This window comes from Lysinibacillus sp. GW823-FHT02G10 (assembly GCF_058797135.1).
This window is the reverse complement of record NZ_JBXAJI010000001.1, coordinates 828,086-852,214: the sequence shown is the minus strand read 5'-3', so window position 1 is coordinate 852,214 and position 24,129 is coordinate 828,086. Positions and strand designations below refer to the sequence as shown.

General features: G+C 38.1%; 32 protein-coding genes. 12 read left to right on the top strand and 20 right to left on the bottom strand.

The window, feature by feature from the left end:
• Positions 1–48: 48 nt before the first annotated feature.
• Positions 49–549 carry a hypothetical protein gene (locus AC1RFD_RS04300; RefSeq protein WP_227744841.1) on the bottom strand — a complete coding sequence of 167 codons (501 nt, stop codon included), beginning with the start codon at positions 547–549 and terminating at the stop codon, positions 49–51.
• Between the two features lie 95 nt (positions 550–644).
• Here AC1RFD_RS04300 and AC1RFD_RS04295 point away from each other — a divergent pair, with 95 nt between their 5' ends.
• The gene (locus tag AC1RFD_RS04295; protein WP_259418988.1) at positions 645–1,097 is read left to right on the top strand and encodes an NUDIX domain-containing protein; all 453 of its coding nucleotides are present in this window, start codon (positions 645–647) and stop codon (positions 1,095–1,097) included.
• A gap of 33 nt (positions 1,098–1,130) precedes the next feature.
• Here AC1RFD_RS04295 and AC1RFD_RS04290 read toward each other — a convergent pair whose 3' ends face one another.
• Positions 1,131–1,574 (bottom strand): GNAT family N-acetyltransferase, encoded by a 444-nt coding sequence (locus tag AC1RFD_RS04290; RefSeq protein WP_492474537.1) that lies wholly within the window; start codon positions 1,572–1,574, stop codon positions 1,131–1,133.
• A gap of 10 nt (positions 1,575–1,584) precedes the next feature.
• Positions 1,585–1,902, bottom strand: coding sequence for a MazG nucleotide pyrophosphohydrolase domain-containing protein (locus AC1RFD_RS04285; protein ID WP_054548807.1), 318 nt, complete (start codon positions 1,900–1,902; stop codon positions 1,585–1,587).
• 79 nt (positions 1,903–1,981) lie between these two features.
• Here AC1RFD_RS04285 and AC1RFD_RS04280 point away from each other — a divergent pair, with 79 nt between their 5' ends.
• Entirely contained in the window at positions 1,982–2,557 is a 576-nt protein-coding gene (locus tag AC1RFD_RS04280) for an LOG family protein (protein WP_492474536.1), read from the top strand.
• 137 nt (positions 2,558–2,694) lie between these two features.
• Here AC1RFD_RS04280 and AC1RFD_RS04275 read toward each other — a convergent pair whose 3' ends face one another.
• On the bottom strand, positions 2,695–2,892 hold the full coding sequence (locus AC1RFD_RS04275; protein WP_054548795.1) for a transmembrane Fragile-X-F protein: 198 nt from the start codon (positions 2,890–2,892) through the stop codon (positions 2,695–2,697).
• 118 nt (positions 2,893–3,010) lie between these two features.
• Between AC1RFD_RS04275 and AC1RFD_RS04270 the strand changes: the two genes are divergently transcribed.
• From AC1RFD_RS04270 to AC1RFD_RS04255, 4 genes are all read left to right on the top strand, one after another.
• Complete coding sequence (locus AC1RFD_RS04270; RefSeq protein WP_131519899.1) at positions 3,011–3,988, top strand: dimethylarginine dimethylaminohydrolase family protein; 978 nt, start codon at positions 3,011–3,013, stop codon at positions 3,986–3,988.
• 81 nt (positions 3,989–4,069) lie between these two features.
• Entirely contained in the window at positions 4,070–4,315 is a 246-nt protein-coding gene (locus AC1RFD_RS04265; protein ID WP_004228871.1) for a YkuS family protein, read from the top strand.
• 130 nt (positions 4,316–4,445) lie between these two features.
• Positions 4,446–5,612, top strand: coding sequence for a Ger(x)C family spore germination protein (locus tag AC1RFD_RS04260; RefSeq protein WP_492474535.1), 1,167 nt, complete (start codon positions 4,446–4,448; stop codon positions 5,610–5,612).
• Between the two features lie 107 nt (positions 5,613–5,719).
• Complete coding sequence (locus tag AC1RFD_RS04255) at positions 5,720–6,067, top strand: VOC family protein (protein ID WP_048390551.1); 348 nt, start codon at positions 5,720–5,722, stop codon at positions 6,065–6,067.
• Positions 6,068–6,135: 68 nt separating this feature from the next.
• Here AC1RFD_RS04255 and AC1RFD_RS04250 read toward each other — a convergent pair whose 3' ends face one another.
• From AC1RFD_RS04250 to AC1RFD_RS04240, 3 genes are all read right to left on the bottom strand, one after another.
• Entirely contained in the window at positions 6,136–7,296 is a 1,161-nt protein-coding gene (locus AC1RFD_RS04250; protein ID WP_492474534.1) for an MFS transporter, read from the bottom strand.
• Positions 7,297–7,475: 179 nt separating this feature from the next.
• A complete protein-coding gene (locus tag AC1RFD_RS04245) occupies positions 7,476–7,628 on the bottom strand; it encodes a hypothetical protein (protein WP_167444836.1) in 153 nt (50 codons plus the stop codon).
• Between the two features lie 125 nt (positions 7,629–7,753).
• Entirely contained in the window at positions 7,754–8,407 is a 654-nt protein-coding gene (locus AC1RFD_RS04240; protein ID WP_492474533.1) for a hypothetical protein, read from the bottom strand.
• A gap of 226 nt (positions 8,408–8,633) precedes the next feature.
• On the opposite strand from AC1RFD_RS04240, the gene AC1RFD_RS04235 reads away from it, so the two are divergent.
• Entirely contained in the window at positions 8,634–8,867 is a 234-nt protein-coding gene (locus AC1RFD_RS04235) for a DUF3923 family protein (RefSeq protein WP_066037514.1), read from the top strand.
• Positions 8,868–8,904: 37 nt separating this feature from the next.
• Here AC1RFD_RS04235 and AC1RFD_RS04230 read toward each other — a convergent pair whose 3' ends face one another.
• Together AC1RFD_RS04230 and AC1RFD_RS04225 are read right to left on the bottom strand one after the other, a co-directional pair.
• Positions 8,905–9,840, bottom strand: a complete 936-nt coding sequence (locus AC1RFD_RS04230) for a PD-(D/E)XK nuclease family protein (RefSeq protein ID WP_492474872.1) — start codon at positions 9,838–9,840, stop codon at positions 8,905–8,907.
• 12 nt (positions 9,841–9,852) lie between these two features.
• Positions 9,853–10,593, bottom strand: coding sequence for a sulfite exporter TauE/SafE family protein (locus tag AC1RFD_RS04225; RefSeq protein WP_004228897.1), 741 nt, complete (start codon positions 10,591–10,593; stop codon positions 9,853–9,855).
• A gap of 93 nt (positions 10,594–10,686) precedes the next feature.
• On the opposite strand from AC1RFD_RS04225, the gene AC1RFD_RS04220 reads away from it, so the two are divergent.
• The gene (locus AC1RFD_RS04220; protein WP_492474532.1) at positions 10,687–11,184 is read left to right on the top strand and encodes a DUF1648 domain-containing protein; all 498 of its coding nucleotides are present in this window, start codon (positions 10,687–10,689) and stop codon (positions 11,182–11,184) included.
• 54 nt (positions 11,185–11,238) lie between these two features.
• Here the strand turns inward: AC1RFD_RS04220 and AC1RFD_RS04215 are convergent, their stop codons facing one another.
• The 6 genes from AC1RFD_RS04215 to AC1RFD_RS04190 all read right to left on the bottom strand — a co-directional run bounded on the left by AC1RFD_RS04215 (position 11,239) and on the right by AC1RFD_RS04190 (position 14,643).
• Positions 11,239–11,868, bottom strand: coding sequence for a type 1 glutamine amidotransferase family protein (locus tag AC1RFD_RS04215; protein ID WP_492474531.1), 630 nt, complete (start codon positions 11,866–11,868; stop codon positions 11,239–11,241).
• Between the two features lie 45 nt (positions 11,869–11,913).
• Positions 11,914–12,900 (bottom strand): helix-turn-helix transcriptional regulator, encoded by a 987-nt coding sequence (locus AC1RFD_RS04210; RefSeq protein WP_492474530.1) that lies wholly within the window; start codon positions 12,898–12,900, stop codon positions 11,914–11,916.
• 81 nt (positions 12,901–12,981) lie between these two features.
• Positions 12,982–13,614, bottom strand: coding sequence for a hypothetical protein (locus tag AC1RFD_RS04205; RefSeq protein ID WP_259419064.1), 633 nt, complete (start codon positions 13,612–13,614; stop codon positions 12,982–12,984).
• Between the two features lie 8 nt (positions 13,615–13,622).
• Complete coding sequence (locus AC1RFD_RS04200) at positions 13,623–13,790, bottom strand: hypothetical protein (RefSeq protein WP_016993359.1); 168 nt, start codon at positions 13,788–13,790, stop codon at positions 13,623–13,625.
• A complete protein-coding gene (locus AC1RFD_RS04195) occupies positions 13,783–13,968 on the bottom strand; it encodes a helix-hairpin-helix domain-containing protein (RefSeq protein WP_048390683.1) in 186 nt (61 codons plus the stop codon). The genes AC1RFD_RS04200 and AC1RFD_RS04195 overlap by 8 nt, the downstream gene beginning before the upstream one ends.
• A gap of 72 nt (positions 13,969–14,040) precedes the next feature.
• Positions 14,041–14,643: a CPBP family intramembrane glutamic endopeptidase gene (locus tag AC1RFD_RS04190; RefSeq protein ID WP_054550943.1), complete on the bottom strand. Its 603-nt coding sequence runs from the start codon at positions 14,641–14,643 to the stop codon at positions 14,041–14,043.
• A 232-nt stretch (positions 14,644–14,875) separates the two neighbouring features.
• Here AC1RFD_RS04190 and AC1RFD_RS04185 point away from each other — a divergent pair, with 232 nt between their 5' ends.
• Positions 14,876–15,568 carry a class I SAM-dependent methyltransferase gene (locus AC1RFD_RS04185; RefSeq protein WP_066037488.1) on the top strand — a complete coding sequence of 231 codons (693 nt, stop codon included), beginning with the start codon at positions 14,876–14,878 and terminating at the stop codon, positions 15,566–15,568.
• A gap of 104 nt (positions 15,569–15,672) precedes the next feature.
• Here the strand turns inward: AC1RFD_RS04185 and AC1RFD_RS04180 are convergent, their stop codons facing one another.
• Positions 15,673–16,113 (bottom strand): GNAT family N-acetyltransferase, encoded by a 441-nt coding sequence (locus AC1RFD_RS04180; protein WP_257961249.1) that lies wholly within the window; start codon positions 16,111–16,113, stop codon positions 15,673–15,675.
• Positions 16,114–16,223: 110 nt separating this feature from the next.
• On the opposite strand from AC1RFD_RS04180, the gene pdxR reads away from it, so the two are divergent.
• Positions 16,224–17,606 carry a MocR-like pyridoxine biosynthesis transcription factor PdxR gene (pdxR, locus tag AC1RFD_RS04175; RefSeq protein WP_259419066.1) on the top strand — a complete coding sequence of 461 codons (1,383 nt, stop codon included), beginning with the start codon at positions 16,224–16,226 and terminating at the stop codon, positions 17,604–17,606.
• Between the two features lie 30 nt (positions 17,607–17,636).
• Here the strand turns inward: pdxR and AC1RFD_RS04170 are convergent, their stop codons facing one another.
• From AC1RFD_RS04170 to AC1RFD_RS04160, 3 genes are all read right to left on the bottom strand, one after another.
• Entirely contained in the window at positions 17,637–18,860 is a 1,224-nt protein-coding gene (locus AC1RFD_RS04170; protein WP_259419067.1) for a GNAT family N-acetyltransferase, read from the bottom strand.
• Positions 18,857–19,588 (bottom strand): AAA family ATPase, encoded by a 732-nt coding sequence (locus tag AC1RFD_RS04165; RefSeq protein WP_048390527.1) that lies wholly within the window; start codon positions 19,586–19,588, stop codon positions 18,857–18,859. The genes AC1RFD_RS04170 and AC1RFD_RS04165 overlap by 4 nt, the downstream gene beginning before the upstream one ends.
• Before the next feature lie 448 nt (positions 19,589–20,036).
• Positions 20,037–20,594, bottom strand: a complete 558-nt coding sequence (locus AC1RFD_RS04160; RefSeq protein ID WP_288580523.1) for a hypothetical protein — start codon at positions 20,592–20,594, stop codon at positions 20,037–20,039.
• A gap of 386 nt (positions 20,595–20,980) precedes the next feature.
• Here AC1RFD_RS04160 and AC1RFD_RS04155 point away from each other — a divergent pair, with 386 nt between their 5' ends.
• On the top strand, positions 20,981–21,196 hold the full coding sequence (locus AC1RFD_RS04155; RefSeq protein WP_259948915.1) for a hypothetical protein: 216 nt from the start codon (positions 20,981–20,983) through the stop codon (positions 21,194–21,196).
• A 278-nt stretch (positions 21,197–21,474) separates the two neighbouring features.
• Positions 21,475–22,866, top strand: coding sequence for a class II fumarate hydratase (gene fumC, locus AC1RFD_RS04150; protein WP_054550938.1), 1,392 nt, complete (start codon positions 21,475–21,477; stop codon positions 22,864–22,866).
• Between the two features lie 251 nt (positions 22,867–23,117).
• Here fumC and AC1RFD_RS04145 read toward each other — a convergent pair whose 3' ends face one another.
• Positions 23,118–24,101: a hypothetical protein gene (locus AC1RFD_RS04145; RefSeq protein ID WP_492474529.1), complete on the bottom strand. Its 984-nt coding sequence runs from the start codon at positions 24,099–24,101 to the stop codon at positions 23,118–23,120.
• Positions 24,102–24,129 lie beyond the last annotated feature (28 nt).

The window sequence follows — 24,129 nt, the reverse complement described above, 5'->3', positions numbered from 1 at the left end:
CAATTTTCCACTTTTTATACACCTACTAGTTTTTTCTAGCTGCTTCTCCTATCCTTGAAAATAATAATCCAACACTTCCTGAGGGGTATGAAAAACTTTGTTGCTTTGCGTTTTATAAAGAAATTTGGGATTCGTACAGGCTTTCTCTAGACTTTTTGCTTGCTTTAGCTTATCCGTCATTTGCTCTATAATATCTGTGTAGCCATCGAGCTGGTTTGAAATTTTCGGTAGCATCGTTGGTGAGATATCGAGTACAATAGAGACTTGATCCTCAGCATAACTATTTAAATTGATAAAAAAGCATTCTTCCAAATGCTTTGAATGTTTATCTACATTAATGACAGCCTCTTGATAATTGGCGATTAACCCTGTTGATGTATTCGTAATTGTAAAGCCTTGCTGTGTCAAATGCTGTTCAACTAGCATTAAAAACTGCTCGACCTCTGCATCTAGCTTTGGCGTAACAGTTGATTGAATTAAATCATTACATTTCTGATAAATGGTATCAATTTCGGTCTGTTTTTCGACAAGTAATTTAAAATTGGACATTGAATACACGCTTCATCTCCCCTTTTTACTAAGGTAGACATTCATGAAGCGTTTTAGTCATGATCACGAAAAATAACAATTAAAAGGAGAAGTCCATGATTAGAAATTCTGTCAAAGCCATCATCATCGTGGATGGGAAACTATTGCTAACAAAAAATCAAGATATAGAGGGCTACTTTTACCTTTGTCCAGGTGGTGGACAGGAGCATGGAGAGACCTTTCACAAGACGTTGCAAAGGGAATGCCTGGAGGAAATTGGCTCCTCCGTTCACATTGGAGAGCTGTTATTTATCCGTGAATACATCGGACAAAATCATGAGCATGCCGCCTTTGACGCTGATGTACATCAGGTAGAATATTATTTCCTCTGTCAGCTAAATGCGCAAACTTGTCAACCAACGAATCCTGATAGTCTTCAAATTGGGACACAATGGATACCGATTGAAAAGCTTCATACATATAGACTTTACCCCAAAGCGCTTACCCAACCATTACAGAAATTTATACGAGGACAACAGACAACAATCTATTTGGGCGATGTCAATTAAAACAGGCTGTCTCTCTCCTTAGACAGCCTATTCTTAAGGAAGCACTTTCACCATCGTATAGTAGCTACTGCCTGGTGGATAATCTTTAATTTCTCCCACTACTTGATAGCCATGTGCCTCATAAAAGGTACGCGCTTGAAACTCGTAGGTTGTCAGTAGGGCTTTTGTTGCCCCCATGTCCTTGGCTACTAACTCTGCCTGTGCTAAGAGCTTTGTGCCAATTCCCTTTCCACGATATTCTTCACTAAACCAAAATTTATGTATTTCTATCCATCCCCAGTAGACTTCAGCTGTTATACCACCTATCCATTGCTGCTGTTGATCTGTGACGATTAACTGTAAAGGAAGAACCGCAATCTTCTTTCTACTTTCGCGATGATAAGGAGATTGCTCATTATTATAGGCACGAATTTTTTCGCTTAAAAAATTTGTAAAATCCTCATGCTGTCCCCGTAAAACCTCTACTTGATATTCCATCTCGATCCTCCTATTCCTGGTAACGCTTTATCAGCTTGTCTTGATGAGCTGCAAATATTTCTTCTAATGGAATATCGTACTGATTGGCAATCACTATAAGATTTCCTAAGACATCCCCTAGCTCTTCAATTAGCTCCTGCTTATTTTCTTCAAAGGATGGTGTTTTTTCATCTGGTCGATCTCTACCAATCTCGATTGCTCGAATCGCCCTGGCTACCTCACCTGTTTCTTCTGCCAAGAAGCCAATACGTGTAAAAATATTAAGCTCTGACCAGCCACGTGCTTCATAGTAATCCTTTACCCAGCGTTGAAATTCATTTAGTTCCAATTCAGTTTCCTCCATTTCCTTCCTCTTCAAAATAAATTATACTATAAAAGAATTCGATCAGATATGGAGGAAATCAGCTATGAAAAATATTGCCGTATTTTGCGGATCCAGTCTAGGCGCTTCCGATGCTTATCGTCAAGGAGCGATTTTACTAGGAAAAGAATTAGCCAAAAGACAAATTACTCTTATTTATGGTGGTGCTTCTGTAGGCATCATGGCAACAGTAGCGAATACAGTGCTAGAAGAAGGCGGCAAGGTCATTGGGGTGATTCCGACATTATTAGAAGAACGTGAAATTGCGCATCAACAGCTGACAGAGCTGATTGTTGTAAAGACAATGCATGAACGTAAAAGTAAAATGATGGAATTAGCAGATGGCTTTATTGCCCTTCCTGGTGGACCTGGAACATTAGAGGAATTTTTTGAAGTATTTACGTGGAATCAAATCGGGCTGCTTCAAAAACCTTGTGCTATTTTCAATATGGAAAACTATTTTGATTTATTAATATCTTTCTTTGACCATATGCAAAATGAACAATTTTTAAAAGCACAATATCGTGATGCACTTATTGTTGATGAGGACGCAGCAGCACTATTAGATCAATGTGAAAGCTTTGTTCCTCCAGCTGTGAAAACTTATGAATTAAGCAAATAATAAAATGGTGAGGGTGGACCTAATTGGACTATCCTCACCTTTTTCATGCTCTAATCTCCAATACGATCCTACATGACTATGCGAAACAAAAGAAGGACCTGGTTGTTCTGATTACTAGTAATTTGGCTACTATGATTTCATAATTCTGCTTTCTTTTCCCGCCTTTTCACTGCTACCACAGCAATCAATACCATCCCAAGCTTCACCAGCCCAATAATGGCATACAGACTAAATGAAAGAATCGCTGGTAATAATACCAGCCACCACGACCATGTAATGACATTTGTTAGCTTTAATACGACAAAGACAATGGTCAACACTTCTGCAATGCCCATCATTTCACCACCTTACAGCCCATCCTTGACTATATAGTAACTATATATCTTACGATAAGGAACATTACAGGAAAAATTTTCACTACTTTTTCTAAATCATACAACAGGAGGCAGTAAGATGACGAATATTTTTGTAAAAAGTGAGTTTGCTCCTTTAAAACGAGTTGTCATGGCGCAATCGGAATTTGCTTTTCCAGCTAAGGAGGCTCCAACAGATGATGAATTTTTAACAGAAGAAACACTAGCACTTTATGCAAGCGTAGATACACTCGGTAAAAATTTTAAAGATGTCTTTCCAGAAAGACAGCAGCAATGGGAATTGGAACGAGCAAATTTAAAAAAAGTATTAGAAAAATACGGGGTAGAAGTACAAGTACCAAGACGTTTAACAGACTATGAAAAAGAAGTAGGAAAAGAAGATGGCTATAGCAATTTCTTCGTTCGCGATCCCTTTTTCACTATCGGCCATTTTTTAATCGAGGGCTCCCTTCGATTCCCACATAGACGCAACGAAGTTTTGCCCGTACGTAATCTTTTAGCACAGGAAGCAAATGAAAATCAATGCTTCTATGTCTCCATTCCAAAGCCTGATATGGCAGATGGTTTAGATTCTGAAGCTGGCCCGTTTTTAGAGGGCGGCGATGTGTTAGTGTTAAATAAAACGATTTTTGTCGGGAATTCAGGACTAGCCTCCAATAAAAATGGTGTGCAGTGGCTGCGTAATTTAGCAAGTAACTTTGATTATACGGTGGTCGAAGTGCCGCTTCATCCAACCATTCTTCATCTCGACTGTGCGCTTAGCCTCGTTAGAGAGGGTCTAATGATTGTCTGCGAGGAAGCACTCATTGATGGTATTCCCAAACAGCTAAAAGATTGGGATAAAATTCACGTTTCCCTAGAAGATGCCGCAAAACTTGCTACTAACGGCTTACCTATTAATGAAGAAGTCTATATTACAGACAAAGAATTTACATGGATTGGCGAGCAACTAGCGAAGAGAGGTATCACCGTAGAATATGTTGATTTTACGATTTCTCGAAGCTTTGGCGGTTCTTTTAGATGTAGTACACAACCCCTATTACGCACGGATCTCTAGAAATTATCTCTCCCCACTAAAAAATAGTATGAATAATGAGCAACCTGAAATGGCACATTATTTGTAGGAGGTGGACAAGAAATGTCTAGAATTATTGGTGTGGAACAATCATTAACGAATATCGAAGATGCTTTAAAAGCACAAGGCTTTGAAGTCATCCAGCTTCGCAATGAAGAGGATGCGAAAAAATGTGATGCTTGTATTATTACAGGTCAGGATCGCGATGTCATGGGAATTAGTGATCCAGTTATGGAAGGTCCTGTGATTGATGCGAATGGACTATCGGCAAACGAGGTCGTTGAACGCGTCCAAAAATATTTCCACTAAAATCATTAGTGCTGTCTCTACGTCATTTTGACGAGAGCAGCACTTTCCTACATACAAATGGTCTCTACTTATAATACCTTGCGTTCTTGTACAAACTAATATACACGAACTTCAAAAAGTAGGGAGATATATGAGCCAAAAACAAATTGCGATTGTTATTTTAATGCTGACGACTACACTACTGCTATCAGGCTGTTGGGATGTAACAGAGCCGCAACGCATGTATTACGTACAAGGTGTGGGGGTTGACTACAAGGATAATGAATATACAGCATACTTACAAATTATCAACTTTGCTAACGTAGCGAAAACAGAATCAGCTAACCCTAATGCAGCGCCTACCGAAATTGGTCAAGCGAAGGGTAAGACAATAGAAGAAGCCATTTACAAATTGTATCGTTCAATGGACCAAGAAGTATTTTGGGGACATATGACCTTTCTTCTCTTCTCAGAGAGTGCCATGAAAGCTGAACATGCGATTGCGGTTATTGATACTTTTCTACGCTTTCGAGAGACAAGATATCATATTTGGGTTTACTGTACCCAAGATCCTATCGAGGATGTTTTATTAGTTTCTCCATTGTTAGAGAAATCACCAACTGCCACCAAATTAAGTAATCCTAAAAATACAGCGAAGCAGGAGTCATTTGTAGAGCCTGTTAATTTAAGACAGCTCGTCATTGGCTTAAATGAGCCCAACCACGAAATGAAAATTCCTTATGTAACCGTCAACGAAAACTGGGAGACAATGGATGGCCCCAAAACAGAAACCTTTTTTGCTGGCGTTGGTATTCTTTCAAAGGATAGTTTTAAAGGCTATATTAAAGGCAAATCTGCACGTGGAATAGAGTGGATGAATGATGAAACAAAGCAAGGAGAAATTACCGTCGAATTAGAAAATAATGAAAAAAGTGATTACTTAACCGTCGATATTAAAAAGCTAGATGTCAAAGTCAAGCCAATTGTGAATGGTAATGACGTAAAGTTTGAGGTAAATTTAAAATTCGATACGATTTTAAATGGTTTTAAAGGGAGGCTAACACCCAATCAGGTAAGAAAAAAAGTAGAAAAAGCCGTCAAGGAAGAAATCCTAACTACCTTTGAGGAAGGACTAAAAATGGATGCGGATGTCTTTCGTCTGTCCGAATATCTCTATCGTAGTAATGTAAAGGCTTGGAAGAGATTAGAGAAGGATGGCAAAATTCCTTTAAGCAAAGATTCCATCAGTAAAATCGATATTCATATTAATAAAGTAAGCCCTGGCCGTAAAACATTTGCAGAAACGATTACCGAATAATAGGTAGAGATCATCCAAAATGGCATGGTCTCTTTCTTATGGCCATCTTGTCATGCTATAGTAATGGAAAAGATGAGGAAACGTTAAACAGACAGGAGATCGAGACGATGATAAAAGGCTTTGGAGGTATATTTTGGCGAACAAAGAATCTAGATTCTGTAAAAAAGTGGTATAGCGAAACCTTGATGCTAGAAATAAACGATTGGAATGGGACAATCATTAAACCACAAGAAGGCAATGAAACGATCTTTTCTTTTTTCACTGAACAGGACAATTATTTTCCAGCAGAACAGCAAGTGATGTTAAATTTCCAAGTTCATGATGTAAACGAGATGATAAAGCATCTTGAACATCTTGATGTCCCACTCGCAAAACCTCTAGAGTGTAACGAATTTGGAAAGTTTATTTGGATTAAAGATCCAGAAGGTCGACTGATTGAGCTTTGGGAGAAATAGTTTACCCTTGCGTTATATAAGTCTAAGAAAAAAGGACCAGACACTTGAGACTGGTCCTTCTTCCTATATTAATGGTTTGTTTTCTTATTAACAATATAATCCCGATAGACTAACAGAGCGACAAGAAGAAAGCTAAGGCTAACAAGTCGGAAAATCATTTCTATACTTATCCATTCAGCTAAAATTCCTAAGATAAATGCGCTCATCCCTACTCCAACATCAAAACTGGAAAGAAAAGTGGCATTGGCTGCACCACTTTTGGCTTCACTTACTTTTTGAACAGCCCAGGTTTGTAGGCACGGCATAACGGTGCCATAGCCTGCACCAAATAAAATCGCGGCGATAATCAATGTGAAATTATTTGTAGTATAGGATAACACGATTAAAGATAGAAAACCGAAAATCGCTGACACAATAATGATCGACCATGGTCCATGCTTATCAAACCATTTCCCTGTAAAAGGACGTATTAAAGTGGAAACAATTGCGTTGATAAGAAAGAATAGAAAAATATGCTTTAATCCCTTTTGTTCACCAAAAAGAACTAAGAATGTAATAATAGCGCCAAAACCAAGCGTCGTCACAACAGTCAATACTGCTTGAAACCTTACTTCTTTTTCAAATATCGCTTCCATAAACCGAAATGGCTGCTTGTCATTTTGAATAGGTGTCGTTGCATGCACAAAGGAAAGCATTATGATCGCAAATAGGCTTAGGAAGGCTGACGACCAAATCAGCGTGTGAAAAGAAAAGGTACTGTAAATAAGGATACCGAGACTTGGTGCAACAATCGCTCCCACGGTTGTGGATACCGAGAAATAGCCCATTCCCTCTCCTAATCGAGCTTTAGGGATACTATCTACAGCCATTGTACTATTGGCTGTCGTGGATACACCCCACGCTGTTCCATGGAAAAGTCGGAGTACTAGGAAAATCCAAATCGTGTTAAGCAATGGATACAGCATTGTAATTATGAGTAAGGCTATACTTGCCACAATCGCTAGTTTTTTCCGCTTATGATCCATTAAATAGTACCCTACAAAAGGTCTTATCGTGATGGCACCTAGTGTAAATACCGTCGTCACCAAGCCTACTTGCATCGGATTGGCGTTTATGCTTAATAAATAGGCTGGTAAAATAGGCAATAACATTTCAAATCCTATAAAAATAAAAAAATTACTTATGAATAGAAAAAGAAATGATGAAGTAAAAATTGGTTGTTTTTTCATAGTAAATTCCTCGCTTCTAATTATTTTTCTAAATTAGAAGCGCTTGGAACACTGCAACATTCCTTAATTGTCTTAGTTTTTTTAGCAATTCACTCACCCTCTCTCCGTTTTATCACAACAAAAAAGACGCCATAAAACCGGCGTCTACCAATTACTTTGTATGGTTAAAAAGTCATTTTTCACACATGACTGACAAAAGCAAAAAGCTTCCGGTTACTACTTTCACTATGCTGTTTTCTTAAAAAACCACAGACTGGTCCCTTTGAGCCTAAATCATCTAATTGTAAAAATGTCTTTACCTCAATCGCCGTTCTTCTGAAAATAGTTTCCATGACTTTTTGCCTCCTCTCTCAAGATCAATTCATAGCTTACTATAATTTAATACAAGTTTACCACAAAAGCAAATACAATGTTGAACTATGTATAAGACGCAACATATTTTCCACGCATTTACTATTTATAAAGTTCTTTCCTTGTCACCGTCTATTAATTGAACATGCACCTTGGAGGAGCCACCTCCCTCTATATGATTAGGAACATTTGTTAAATTGAGTAATTCCTTTAGATGAATAGCTTTTTCACGATTGGCCTCGATGGTCACATGATATGGCCCTGCTATATTCATAAGTGAATTCATCCGCTTATCGCCTTTAAAAAAATTCGTATCGATAAATTGTAAATCAAAGGACACAGCTTCATTGCTTCGATTATGTAAGACAATGGTACATTCCCCATTCATTAAGTCTTTTCTCACCATATCAAAACGACATTCTCCTTCCCCTTTGTATGAAATGGCCATAATGCCACTAGCAAAGGTTTCTTGGTATGCCACAATAAGCAAATGAGGTAAAAATGAATAAAGTAATACTACAATAACAAATGTTCGAAAATGATATTTGTTGATGCTCCTAAGTAGTAAAATCATAGCAATTATAAATAAAATCGAGCCAAAGATGCCAAGTAACACGTATCCATCTTGTGTTTCGATCGGAATTGACATGAATGTAGTATGTGCGATCATCGCTTCATTATAGGGATAAGGAAAAAACAGACACATACATATACCCAACATAACGATTGACCCGATAAACGCCTTTTTATTGTTCATCATATGCTGCCTCCTTTCTAAGGTAATAAGTAATATGCACATACCAAATTTACCATATATCCCCTAAACAAGGAATGAAGCCTATGAAAAACTTCTATTTTTAAAATAGTCAATCCGTCTGTAGGCTGAGATGTAGCACCGTCTATCGGACATTTCCAAATTTAAGGTAAATTGTTATAATTAAGCTCCGAGTGGGAATTACAAGAAGAAAGAGGTGTTTATATTGCGTATGAAAATATTCTGGTGGGCTGTAAATATTGTATGGTTATTGATCTTTTCTGGCATCGCCGTATTTATTGGGGCAAGAAATGTTGATGGTGCAGGGATTGTGCAAACACCTGAAGTGAAAATGGTTTCATTCATTATTTTGGGCATCATGTTTCTAATCGTTTTACTTGTGCAATTAATTTTTCTTTACTTTATTAAAAAAAGCACAAAAGCTCACTTTACGAAAATCACTTAAAAAGAAGCGAGAGGCTATATTAGCACTCGCTTCTTTTTCACCTTGATGCACATAACTCCCTAAAATTACAGCCACGACAATGCCATTTTTCCTGTGTTTGTTCAAAGTCCTCGATGTCCACGGGCTCGTTGGAAAAAATATCAGCCTGATACTTTTTCATTTCTAAAACACTGCGCTGAAACGTATACAAAATGTTCTCCATATCGATGTCTGTAAAACTATATTTCTTGCGCTTGCCTGTTAATAAATATTCATTATAGACCTCGATTTGCGCTAGAGACACACGGTATTTTTGCTGAACATAGTAAGCGTAGAGGGCTAATTGCTGACGGTCATCATCAGATTCTCTACCGGTCTTCCAGTCAACAATAATCCATTTATCCCTCAATTCATCATAATAATGAAAGTCCATAACAACGAATACCTGGACATCTTCTATTTTCATGGAGCGGAATTGCTCTGGTTCTCCGATACGGAGAGAGCCTTTTTGTGAGGTGATTTGCTGGAATGTTTCACTCATTAAAAAATGATTAAAAACTAGTCGTAAACGTTCTTTATAGTCTTGCACAAGCTCAGGAGAAAGGGTGCCATGATAATAGATTTCCTGCATCATATAATACTTATTTGGTTTTTGCCTCCAAAATTCAAGACGACGAGTGGAGTCAATAAAGGCTGCATTCAGCTGCCCGCGCCCCAATTGAATTAGCTCCTCTACTGTTGGAGCTTTTCCTGTTTGTAAATAATCATTAATGGCCTGCTCAATGTATCGATGGACAATTTGCCCAAATAAAATAGGCATCGATTGCAGCTTTTTTAAGCGATACACCTGTTGATGATATGGCTCCACATTGTAACTGAGCCACCCGTTATGTGAAAAGTAATATTCATAGCCGTATTTGCGGGCACAGCTTGTCAATGTTTTATGACGCGATAACGACCACGAAAAGGTTGGATAGGGTGAAATTTCAAACAGGACAATCACCTCCTAAAGCTGATGGATGAAATCATAAACAAGCTGTATAATCAGCACAATCGTTACAATACGCAGTAAAAGCTTTACCTGATGTGCCTTCACTTTTCTGGCTAGCACAAGCCCAATTTGTGCACCAATCGTCGAGCCAATCATTAAAATAAGCGTTAACGGCCATTCGATTTTCCCTGTAGCAATATAGGTAATCGCTGCTCCTGAGCACATTGCAAATACCCCTACCCGTGATAGCCCCACGGCTTTAATATAGGAAATCTTCTCATGTGCATATGTATAAAGCGCCAATGTACTACTGCCCGGACCAAACATACCGTCATAAAAGCCAACTCCAAGAAGGATAGGACCGTTTTTTCGATTCATCGTAAAACGTTCCTTGTCGCCAAAATCAGCTCCACCCATAAAGGACATGACAAGCGCAAAGCCAAGTAAAATAATAGCAATGAACGTTAATGATTGACTACTCATGAATGAAGCGAAAAGTCCCCCCAATGTACCTCCGATTAAAGAGACAAGTAACACCGAACGCATTTCGTTCCATGCTAATTCCTTACGTTGATAAATTGTATAAAAGCTTGAAAAAGCACTCACCATATTGGACACTTTATTTGCGCCAATAGCCGAATGGACGGGTACACCCATTAGCATCATCGTTGGCAAGGTAATTAAGCCACCACCCCCAACTAACGTCCCAATGACATTCCCAATGATGCCAATAAGTAAAAACAACAAGTATTCCATAATATCCTTCTTTCCCTAACACAAAAAGCAATCATTCTATGATACAGTATAACAGATTGTTATTATCAATGATGATGGAAATGAGGAGCAAGGATGCATATACAACAAAAAACACCTACACCACGCTTTTGTCACCAGTTAACGGTTATTGTGGTGATTATTTTTCTAGCCGGCATTACAGCGACACTCATTCAATACGGCAAGCTCCCTGCCATGATTCCTGTCTTGCAAAGCTTCACGAGTGACCATGCCCAATTCGGTCCGAAAATTGCTATTTTTTATTTACCCTTTGTCGCTCTTATGCTCTTTCTACTCTTACACTATTTAGAGATAAAGGCAGCTTATCCTGTGATGCGTAAAAATAAAGCACCGCTCTCCCATAAACAGCGACAAAATGGCATCCTTACGTTTTGTCTCGTCAAAAATAGTATTCTATTGTATTTTACCTACTCCCTATTCAATGACCTGACGGTAGCTCTAGGTCGTGAACGTATTTTACAACAATGGCATGCTTACTTATTTTTACTGCTGTTATTTGGCATCTTCATGATAGGGATTGTGCGAGGCATTTTGTTGGCTAAAAAAAGTTAATGTAAAAAAAGAGAGCATGTTTTAACAATGAACATGCTCTTCTTAGACTAATTATTATTCAATGGATGTCATTAATTCATAAAAATATTTTTTCTCCTGCGTCTCATAAAGCTTATACCAAGCATGTAATGTTTCAGGTGTAAAAACATCGAGCAGCCTCAAAACATGGTAGGCAAAATCCAACGGTGCAATGCCAGATGCCGTTACTAAATTCCCTTCAGTTACGGCTGGCTTCTGTTTAAAATGTTCATCCCCAATATAATGTGGACAAAGCATCTTCAAGTATTCGAGATCGTTGCTCGTATGTTGTCTTGTATCAAGCAAACCAACCTTTGCAAGACTAAACGTTGCACCACAAATTGCAGCTACGAAAACATCTTCATTCAACGCTTTTGAGACTTTATTCAATACAGGCTCATGAATAGATTCTAGCCATGTATTGCCTCCTGGGAGAATCAAGACATCCATGCTATTCAAGTGACATTCAGCAACGGCCATTGTTGGAAGTATGGTGATGCCACCCATCGTCGTAACTGGACTTCTATCAATCCCTACTGTCATCACCTCTAAAGGCTCTAACCCCTTTTTAAAATATCTACCTGTATTTAATTCGGCCATTAAATACCCTATCTCCCAATCTGCCATCGTATCAAATACATAAAGATACACTTTTCTTGTCTGCATAATAAACACTCCTTTTATTGAAACTATGCTTAGTATAAAAAAACTTTACTGACATTCTCCGTCAGTAAAGTTTTCATTTTCATAAAAATGGATGAGCTCATATAGAACGTCAATTATCTTTTGCTTTAGATTTATGGGTTCTACTACTTGGATTGATTTTCCATAGGGAAAAAGTAAATAGGGTACATATGTATGTAATGCTTCCTCATCTACTAAAAATATTGCGTTCTTATTGGTGCGTTCTTGGAGGTGATACTTTAAAAACCAATGCTGACTGATTGCATCCACAGCACTTGTCTTTCCACAAATGATGAAGGGCACAAGGTTCTTTTTATGTTGGGCTTGGGGAAAAAGGCTTTTCATAAAAAAATCACTGGCAGAGAAAGATTGTGGTCGTTGGAAGGGAATGCCCGTTTGATGCAGACTACTAATTCGGCCTACTTTAAAAGTACGGATTTCATTTCTTACATGACAAAATGCAACGACATACCAGTTTTGTTTCCAATAAACCAAACCATATGGATTAACCACCCTAGACTTAGATTGCTCTTCATTATTAGTATGGTATTCCATTTCTATAGATGTTCTCTTTACTATACTCTCTTCTAATTTTTTTAACAGTGGCTCCAAGGAGGATTCATCTGGACCGATTATCTCGAAACCTTGTAAATGCTGTTGAATCATTTTTTCTTGCTCTTGATTTGAATACATTGTAAGCTTTGCTGTTGCACTGTTTAATGCCTCATCTAAAAAATAGCCAGCTTCTTTTGCAAAAATAGAAGCATGAAGTAATGCCGCTTTCTCATCAACATCAAAAATAAGAGGACTTTTAATAAAATTATTCAACAGGGTATATCCTCCATGATGACCTGTTTCAGCTATAATCGGCACACCGCTGGCAGAAAGTGAGTTAATATAGCGGTAAACGGATCTGATATTAATCTCTAATTTTTCAGCGATTTCTTTCGCGGTAATTTTCCTACCTGAATTCAACATCCATAAAATCTGCATCATTTGATCCATTTTAGACAAACATTTTCACCTCATTGAATTAATTTATGATTTCTGACACAAAATCAGGCTACCTGATACTGTTATCAAGTAGCCCTTCCATTATGCCTTTACCAATTCATCTTCCATTTGCTTAAAATTATGTATTAAACCGTATTTCTGTATGCCACGTGCTTGTTGGATGCTGGCATCCGCGAATTGGCGGAAATTAGCCTGATCCTTTATTGTACAGGCATAGACCGCTTCAATTGCAAGTTGCATCCACGGCTGTGTTAGTTTATCACTTCTCATATCGGCCGCTCGACCTTCCAGCGCAGCAATATAGCATAGTGCATAGCTAGTTAAAGGCTCCTTATCAATTTGTCTTGCGGCTACTTTAGCAGCACCAAGATTCTCCTCCATAATGGCCTTAATAAAGAGGTAATTGTACTTAATGGCTGGCTGCTTATAATGATGGATGATGACATCGATTGCCTGAATCTGTTCCTCTTTTGTCCCGTAAGCTGATGCATAGAGAGCAGCAAATATAGGCTCTTTTCGGTGATTTTTAACCCATTTATCCACCTGCTCCATATTGTTTGTGCGGTATAAAATATGTATATGGCGATAAATCATCCCTACCGCAATTAATGCAAATATCCCAAGAGAGATGGATAGACGAACACCCGCTAAGGACAGCGTCAATGCCAATAAAATAATAGCTAAATAAAAGAATGTTAATTTAACAATTTTCATATTACCTCCTACTGTAATTTCCTACGCATTTTACGAGAAAAGATATAGCCTGCCCCTATAAAAAAGATAAGAGCCATCACTTTCATAATAGGAATAATAAACAGCTTGCTAATAACGACTACAACGAGGATATAATAGACAACCATCGCCAGTAAAAACAATGTCAGCTTATTCACGAAGTTCCCTACTTTCCTTTAGTGCCGCCTCAATCGCTGCTAAAGCTTTTGGACCCATTCCATGAAGATGAGCTAATGTAGAAAGCTCAACTCTTTCTAGCTGCTTCAATTCTGTATAGCCCGCTGCATGTAATGCGCGAATTGCTGGTTTTGCTACTCCCTTAGGCCACTCTGTCATGCTTGCACGTCCCTTCACGAAAAAATCTTCTCTGCCCTATTATGCAAGTGACAGCAAAGAAATGCAAATAAGTCAAAATTTAAACATATACAAGCACGCCGCTATGAAATTTACGATACTATGGATACTCCAGCTAGTGACAATGGAACCTCCAGCAATTCGTTCGTTCACCCAGCCCATCACATAGCCAGCAAGCGCTGTAGTAAGCACAACTAATAAGATTACATGAAGCGGAAGCACCGACCATAGCATGGCCCCATGAACACAGCCAAAAACAATACTTTGCAAGAGATTTGCTACTTGAAAATCAAAAATCTTCATCAATCTCTTTAATAAAAAGCCGCGAAATAATAGCTCCTCTGATAAACCTGTTTGAATAATAGCGTAGAAAAGTGCTGGAATGACGGCAGCAGCTCCAAGTCCCGCGAATTGATTCGCCGCTAGCAAGGAGCGATCAATATAGAAAAAGACTAGCGCAAAGCTCGGTATTAACATCGTGAAAGTAGAAAGTACAATGTACATAGCATACCTTCCCTTGTGCACAATAATAGGCTTTTGCAATCCTATCCACGTTAAAAAGAGCTGTTTTTTTCTCGCTGTACAAAGCCACCAAATAAACGGAATCACTGAAAATAACATCACTTGCAAAATGGCACTGATTAAACTATTCATCATCTTATTTCCCCTCCTGTTTACTACAAGCATAGAAGAAAGTGCCATTTTTTTCAATAGTTATTTAATGATAAACATTAAATTTTTTATCTTTATTGTTAATTATTAAATGTTTTACAATAAAAAAACGATGTCAAAGGGCTTCTCCTTTGTCTTTTCAGTTATTTTCATTTATACTCTATTACAGATATTAAAGGTCTGTAATAGATATGATAAAACACTGGAGGCTATCACAATGCGTACATTACCTACACATTTATTAGAAAAGGCACAAACATATGAGCACAGCACAAGAATTTCAGTGCCTGCCTATGACACATTATTTGCCGTGACACAAGCCTATTTCCGCATGCATTTAGGAGAACAAGAAGCATCCCTGCTTGTTGTAGGAGCTGGTGGGGGCAACGAGCTTTCTGCATGGGGACCAACAAACCCTAAATGGATGTTCACTGGGGTTGATCCATCTGAGGAAATGCTCCAAATTGCACAACATAAAGCCGTGCAACTGGATATTGAAAGTCGCGTTCAGCTACTACAAGGAACAATTGAGCGCTTACCCCAATCAACACCGAAATTCGATGCGGCAAGCTGTATCCTAGTTCTTCATTTTATTGAAGATCGACAGGAGAAACTCCATCTACTGCAAAATATTCACAAGCAATTAAAACCTGGAAAGCCCTTTGTCCTCGCTTGTGCCTACGGAGAACGAGAAAGTGACGAGCTACAAGATCGCATCAAAATATGGCAAAGCTACTTTTTAGAGGCCGGCTATACAAAAGAAAAGGTAGATAGCATGGGCAAGGGCATCATGAATATTTCCTTCCTCTCCGATCAAGAAATCCAACAGCTATTAAGTGAAGCGGGCTTTCAAAACATTACCCGCTTTTTCTCCTCAGGTCTCTTCGCAGGATGGATGAGCCACGCATAACCACAATGCCCCCACCATAGTCACAATCAATGGTGGGGGCTGAAACTTAGATTTATAGTGGTATTGAGCGGGCTCTCCACCAACATCCATCACATCGAAAAAAATCACCAATAAATACTGTAATAATAAACAGTGTCATCAATCGTCATGCCCATTTTTTCATAGAGCTTCTGTGCTTGGACATTATCTCTGGCAGTTTCTAGCATCATGTAACGCGCATCTTCCTGCTGACAATAGCTATAGCATTGCTCCATCAACGCCTGTGCTACACCTTGTTTTCTGGCTTGTTTCGCCACAAATAAATCATTTAAGAGAAACGCTCGTTTCATAGCTACGGATGAAAAGACTGGAAACAATTGTGCAAATCCAACTGGCTCCTCCTCCAAATATGCCAGGAAAATAATAGACTCTGCTCCCATTACTCGCTCCTGTATAAACTGCTCAGCTTGCTGTAAATCAGATGATTGTCCATAAAATTCACGATAGGCATTAAATAATGGGACTACGTCTCCCATCGTTTGCTGTGTCACCATACAAATTTTCATATTTTAATCTCCATTTCCTTTTGATTGTCCTTCTAGTATGATGGTAGTAAATAATCTGACATTTCAAAAGAAACAGTTCCAAACATTTTAACATGTCAAGGTGGTGCCTGATGGACGATTTTATCTTTCTATTAACAGAAAAAGAGGCAAAATATAAGCAAGTGTACCAGCAAATTAAAGCACTTATTATGCAAGGTTCACTTCAAACAGATGATTCCCTGCCCTCTATACGAAAACTTGCAGATACTTTACAGGTCAGTCGTAATACTACATTAACCGCTTATGAACAGCTTGTAGCAGAAGGATATATACGTGGGGAGGGACGAAAAGGCTATTTCGTCAATGCACTAGAGCAGGTTTTTCTAAAGGAGCAGGAACAGTCCCCTATGACACAGCCAAAAAAGAAGGCTGCATCCTATCTTGTAGATTTTCGCGCTGGGGCTGTCGATCAGCAACATTTTCCCATGAAAACATGGCGCCAAATTGCCAATCAAGTATTACAGGAATCAACCTGTTACGAATATGGAGAACTGTTTGGAGAATCAGTGCTAAAGGAGCAGCTTGTGCAATATTTACTGCAAGCAAGAGGGGTTTATACAACGAGCGACAATATCGTTATTGGTAGTAGCACACAGCAAATGCTCTTGTATCTTGGATTTTTACTAAAAGAATCTTTCCCAAGCATTCTTTTGGAAGACCCTGGCTATGATGGTGCACGGGAAGCCTTCCAGTTACATCACTTCGAAATAGAGCCACTACCTGTAATGGAAACAGGAGCTCAACTTGACATACTCCAAAACTGTCAATCACGCTTAATGTATGTCACCCCGTCACATCATTTCCCATACGGTGTGTCCATGTCTATTCAGCAGCGACAGACCTTAATACAATGGGCTCAACAAGTCGATGGTTATATTCTAGAGGATGATTATGATGGAGAGTTTCGCTATACGCAACAGCCATTTCCTGCCCTTGCTTCCATCGACTCATCAAGGGTAATCTATCTCGGCACCTTCTCTAAATCGTTTTTACCAGGTGTGCGTTTAAGCTATATGGTGCTACCAAATGCACTTGTTCAGCCCTATAAAGAGCGTTTTGCTCATTTTGAACAAAATGCTTCGTCCCTCCATCAACGCACAATGGCCCAATTTATGGCGCAGGGGGAATGGACACGCCATATTAAACGAATGCGTTTGACCTATAAACAAAAAATGCAGCACCTTGTACAGGAGCTACAACGACATTTTGGTCAGCAAATAACCGTGTTAGGTGAGCAATCAGGACTCTATGTATTAGTGAAGATAAAGTCTCCACTTTCTGAGCAGCAGCTGATCCAACAGGCGGCGACTTACGGTGTGAAGGTTTATCCGACAAGCCCCTTTTTTATCCATCAAAAAAATGAGGAACCAATGCTGCAATTAGGCTTTAGTAAATTAGCGTTGGAAGAAATCAAGCTGGGCATCGAGCTGTTAAAAGAGGCGTGGCAGCCATAACCTTCAACGTTACGGCTCTTACCATACCACTTAAAAATAATCAATAAATGTTGGGATACCTACTGGTAAAACCGCCTCGAGCAATGCAATTTCCTCTGTACGTCCCTGTAATCGTTCAATTCGTTCTAAATAGGTTGGACGTTTGTAGCCTAACAGCATAGTAGCCAGTGTTTGCACTGTTAAATGCACAGCATTCATGTCCAACGTCTCACTTACCTTCTGCACAGAAAGGTTTCCATCTTTCATTTTAATGATGTAGGTGCCATTATTCCACGCCACAGTGCGATCACTGACAGCTAGCTGAAGCTCGAAATTCTGACCAATAAATGGATAGCGCAGTAAAAATTCTTTGACATCGACGATTCTTGCCATGAAATAAGGCGATACCTTTTGAATGATCTCACTGTCCTCTAATAGAAAGGCTACCGCTTCATTACCGGTTGTTTTCCCGTAGACATTGTAGACCATCGAGCTGTGAGCCGAGACGAAATTCCATAAACCTTTACGAGCCTCTTCCTGCAAATAGACGATTTCATCAATGTAATAATTTTCCTCCATAATACGATAGAACATGTAGCCCTGTGCCACATCTTCTTCATCATAGTAGACCGCTGCCTGAAGGTTCACATCACTATCTATAAATTTCTCCTCCCAGAAATCCTCCTGAAACTTCTCGTTCCAGGCAATACTATTGCGCACCATTACCCCATGCGTTTTCTGCGCATAGCGTGCGTAGATAGCCACCACATCCTCATGCTTCGGATCAACTCGGCGAATTTTCCCATTAAGCCCTGCATAATGTGGAAGCTGTGTATCCTTCACTTGAAATTCCACAATATCACTCATAATTTCCCATCCCTTTTTGCGGTAATAAGGGATAGAATATGGAAATAAATAGGATATATAATGTCCTTCATTTCGCATACTTTGCAGACTTTCAATTATCAAACTCTCCATTAAGCCATGTCCCGAATATTCAGGGTATGTCCCAACTGCTGTGATGCCACCCATTTCATAAATCTTGCCATGCACATTCACCTCAAAAGGCAAACTTAAAATTTGCGATACAAGCTGTGAACCATCAAACCACCCGATAGCATGCCCTTCATTAAATTGCCTACTCTTAGCATTCACAAAGCGACGATCCTTGTGAATGGACATTGACATTTGAAAGACATAATTCAGTAAATCAATGGACTGTGCCATTTCATCCAATCGAATTTCTCGCATGATTAAGCCTTTTCGTTGATTCATGATTCCCTCTCCTCATCAAATAACTCTCTTAATATCGACTGTGGTGCATCTAAAAAACGTTTGGTCACAATATAATGAATGGTATCCTCATAGCGAATGGATTCAATTTCTCCTTGATCAAAACTATAAATCGTTGCATTCGGATAGCCAAGCAAAATGGGTGAGTGTGTAGCAATAATAAATTGTGCCTCATGCTCAAGGTCCTTGATTATTTTCAGCAAGCTCAGCTGCCTCGTTGGTGACAATGCCGCCTCAGGCTCATCCAATAAATAAATGGCTTTACCCTTAAAACGATTCATAAATAACGCAAGAAAGGATTCACCATGAGATTGATGGTGTAGTGATTTCCCACCAAAAGCAGCATATTTGTTTGGATGGCGCTCTAACAAATCAATATGACTGGCAAATTGATAAAATGTTTCTGATCGAAGAAAAAACCCATTCGATATTTTTGGCAGCCACGACAAACGGATATATTCCCCCAATGAAGATTCCGCCTTATGTACTTCATATAAATTTTGACGACCACCACCAGCCGTATTGAAATCGCAACGATCAGCAATCGCCTCCAGTAATGTTGATTTCCCCGAACCATTTTCCCCAACAAAGAACGTCACATTCGTTGGGAACTCCAGCTCATGCAAATCCTGCAAGCTTGGAATATTAAAAGGATACTCCTGTTTATTGGGAATCGTATCCTGTAACACCTTACATGACTTTAAATACATTTCATTTCCTCCTTACTCTTATTATAGCGAACATCCCTCAAGCTGAAACGTAATCCACCTACCTGTTTGATTGAAATGTTACCTTTTTATGTATCCACCCAAGCCAGCCCAACATAAATAGCCTAAAACAGCTGACGAAGTCCCTACCATTTTCACAACTCGCTATGAGATATTTCCCGAGAAATAAATAAAAAACATGTCGAAAGTTGCAATTACTACCTGTAGTATCATGTCATATTTTTGATTTTTTTATAAAAAAAGTGGACATTGACCTCCTCTCTAACTGATTAAGTGAATGATTTCCCTGCAACATGCAGTAGTGTTTTCCATTGCAATTTTATTTCGCAGTGGCTTGCTGAATGATTGTCTCTAATAAGCGGGGTGTCTCTCTTTTCGATTACCTTGGAACCCTTTCTGAGCGATTCCATCCACTTTTGGATTACTTTCATTACCTAAATTGATCCGATTCGAAAAAAGGTTCAATACCTATTTCTTTTAATAAGAATTTCCGATGACTTCTTTTATCTACCAAATGTTGTTTAGGTATTAAAATTTCTTCTCTTAATCGCTGAAACAAATTCGGGTTATGCTCTGGAAACCATTCCTCATATCTGATCCCTTGATTTATTTCTATTTTTATTAAAAATAAAACAATATCTTCATACATATAGGGGAATTCTTTCTCTATCTGCTCATGATGTGCTAACAGTGCATAAAGATAATCTTTTAAACGATAAAATCGCTTCTGGTCTAATGGATTTGAGCTCCATTTTTTATTTTCCTCCCACTCTTGTATGGGCTGAAATATCTGAAGAGAACCCGTTTCCCAAGTACCCAGCATACAAGTAAATGCAGCTATAGCGTATTTTCTTGTTTCATCATCTGGATCTCCAAAATATTTATAGTAATCCTCCCGATACTTACTAAAATTTCCGCTAGTATGATAACCCCCAATAGCAAAACCCTCCAACCCTCGTTTTGCTTGTTCAATGATATTATTTGTCATTCTACTTACTCGCCTCCTTTTCTTTACTATCTAATCATGTTAATATAACGTGATATTAACATAATTAACCAACCGGAAATGTAAAATATATTTATTCCATTCACCCACAATATGACTATTAAGTATTGTATGGGATTCTACGCCTCTTTCCCCTCACTAAGTTATAAACTTCTATAGGAAACTAATTACTAGTTTTCCTCTGTGCTTGGCTCTCTCATTTTATGATTACCTTCAGTAACTCGATGAGCGGGTTTCCTCTCTTTATGATCACCTCTAACGGCTTTTCGAACGGTTTCATTCATTCTTTGCTCACCATCTCCAAAGTTCTAACTATTATCTTTCGCTCATAAATTGAGTAACAATCAAAAGTCAGAAGGAGAATCGCGATGTTTGTGACGCATTACTACGAAAACAAGACGTCCGTTTTAAGTCAATTGCTCGTCAAGCTACCTACTGTGGATGAAGATATTCGCATTAAAGGGCGCAAGGCAAAGGTGTTGGAGGTACTTCAAGTTGATGACAACAATTTTCATGTGAAGATATTATTCGAAAAAATCCCTAAAAAGCAGCCTCTTAAAGAGCTTGGAAAGAAAAAGAGATAATCAACTAAAACATGGTTTATTCCCTTAATTTTCGGGAATAAAATAGGTAATGATTGCGAATCATTCACTTTAAATTTCTTCAAGCAAAACCGTTGACTTTTTAATTGATAACAATTATCATTATCAATAGATTATTTCTTTCTCCAAATTGCTTCATTCAGAATCCCCCTCTTTTTTGAATAAGCATGTATCAAACGGATATTCTTACATCAGACTAAGAGTATCCGTTTTTATCTGTACATGAGGAGAACTTTACATACTAAAGGAGCTGTTTTGACATGGATTATCGTATTGAAAAAGACACTATGGGTGAAATTAAAGTACCTGCTAATAAAATTTGGGGCGCGCAAACACAGCGCAGTAAAGAAAATTTCCAAATTGGTACAGAACAAATGCCAATCGAGCTTGTGCAAGCTATGACAATCCTAAAGAAAAGTGCGGCGATTGCGAATAATAAACTAGGCAAACTTTCTGATATTAAAGCAAATGCCATCGTGCAGGCTGCAGATGAAATTTTAAATGGTCAATGGGACGATCAATTTCCTCTTGTGGTTTGGCAAACTGGTAGTGGTACACAATCCAATATGAATGTGAATGAAGTCATTGCTCACCGTGCGAATCAACTATTAGAGGATGCTGGTGAAGCGGACCGTATTCATCCAAATGATGATGTCAATAAATCACAAAGCTCAAATGATACATTCCCAACAGCATTGCATATTGCGGCTGTTTTAAAAGTGGAAGATTATTTATTACCAAGACTACGTTTACTAAAAGCAACTTTGGAAGATAAAGCAGCTCAATTTAAAGACATTATTAAAATTGGTCGTACGCATTTACAGGACGCGACACCTCTCACATTAGGTCAAGAAATTAGTGGCTGGGCAGCCATGCTCTCAAAATCAGAGCATATGATTATCCAAAATATTGACTATATGAAGGAGCTTGCAATTGGTGGAACAGCGGTCGGTACAGGAATCAATGCTCACCCTGAATTTGGTGATCGTGTGGCTGAGGAAATTAGTGAGCTAACAGGCAAACAATTCACATCAGCTACAAATAAATTCCATGCCCTAACAAGTCATGATGAAGCAGTTGTAGCACACGGTGCATTAAAGGCTTTAGCGGCTGATTTAATGAAAATTGCCAATGACGTTCGCTGGCTAGCAAGTGGCCCTCGTTCAGGTATTGGTGAAATTACGATCCCAGAAAACGAACCAGGCTCTTCCATTATGCCAGGTAAAGTAAACCCTACTCAAAGTGAAGCAATGACAATGGTTGTCACACAAGTAGTTGGAAATGACGCAACGATTGCCTTCGCCGCTTCTCAAGGTAACTTTGAATTAAACGTCTTTAAACCAGTCATCATTTACAACTTCTTGCAATCAACTCGCCTATTAGCGGATACAATGAAATCATTTAACGACCATTGTGCAGTAGGCATTGAGCCAAACAAAGAGGTACTCGATCATCATTTACAAAATTCATTAATGCTTGTAACAGCGTTAAACCCATATATTGGCTATGAAAACGCAGCAAAAATCGCAAAACAGGCCCACAAAGAAGGCACGACCTTAAAGGCAGCAGCCATCGCAAGTGGCTTACTTACAGAAGAACAGTTCGATGAATATGTAGACCCAGCAACAATGATTTATCCGAACGTAAAATAATGAAAGCGACCATAAAAAGATTGAGGCTAATGGGCTTCAATCTTTTTTGTTTATGAGAAATATCTTTAGCATGGATGAAAGCAAAATTAAAAGACATGAATCTCGATAGACTATCGAATCCATGCCAAATAGCTTCCTAATGAAAATAATTGTATCTATCCTATGCAGTCACTTCATCGGAGAGTGGTTTATTCTGCCTCCTATGTAATCCATAACTCCATTACAGATGCTTATAACTAGTTAAAATTCTCTCAGCTTATTTTATCCAGCTTTACATTAAACGACAATTCATCGTCAATTAGATTAAACGTATCAGCTTTATCTTGTTTAGATAATTTAGAGATATAATGATAGTAGTTTGGTAATAATTCAAAATCATAATTTAAATAATCTCGTATTAATTGGTCATCTTGAAATTTTGAAACATCCCCGTCTAACAAATCATGTTTTATTAACTCTTTAGTGTTGTTCGTAAAATCAGATACTACGTATGAAAGAATATTGTTCTCATATCGTAAGTTTTCAGAAACACCTGAATAATTTAATAAAGATAGTAATGTCGCATTATTAAAATTCTGTTGGTTAATTAAAGATGAAACCTCCATTAAGTAAATCGATTCAAGGTGGTCATGATAAGGACTTTCAATATCTACTCCATTATACATTGCTTGTTTCTCAAAGGGTCTAATTCTCCCAGTTTTTAATAGTAATAAGTGATTGTGATTGCTTAGATAGATGTTTTTGGAAGTATCTAATCTAAGTAAATTATCTCCGTTTGGAAGTAAAGGATTTAATCGTTTTATCTCTCCTGTTGAAGTGTTTACTAAAAAAATACATTGATAAAAAGGACGTCCATAGTTAATTTCTCTTTTCGTAATAAAATACAACAAATATTGAGGATTAAGGTAAATTAACTTGGAATAATAGCTTTCATCCTTAATTTCTTCAGAAGAAAAATAATTATTTAAATTTAATGTGATAGCATGTATTTGATTAAATGTTTCAAGATTAATTCTATAAAAGTTTATGTTATTTTTTTCTTTTAGACTAAAACAAAATTCATTATTCATAATATCCAAAGCAAACTCGTCATAGCGGGTGTCTAAACGTTGTACATTTTTGATCGTGCCGTTTTTTAAATTAATCTCACAATGCGCAATACTAGCATGTTCTAATAAAATAGCCTCGAACTCTTCTTTAATTTCATTTGTAGGAATTAGTTGTTTATTATTCAAAAATATTCCCCCTTCAATATTGCTAATA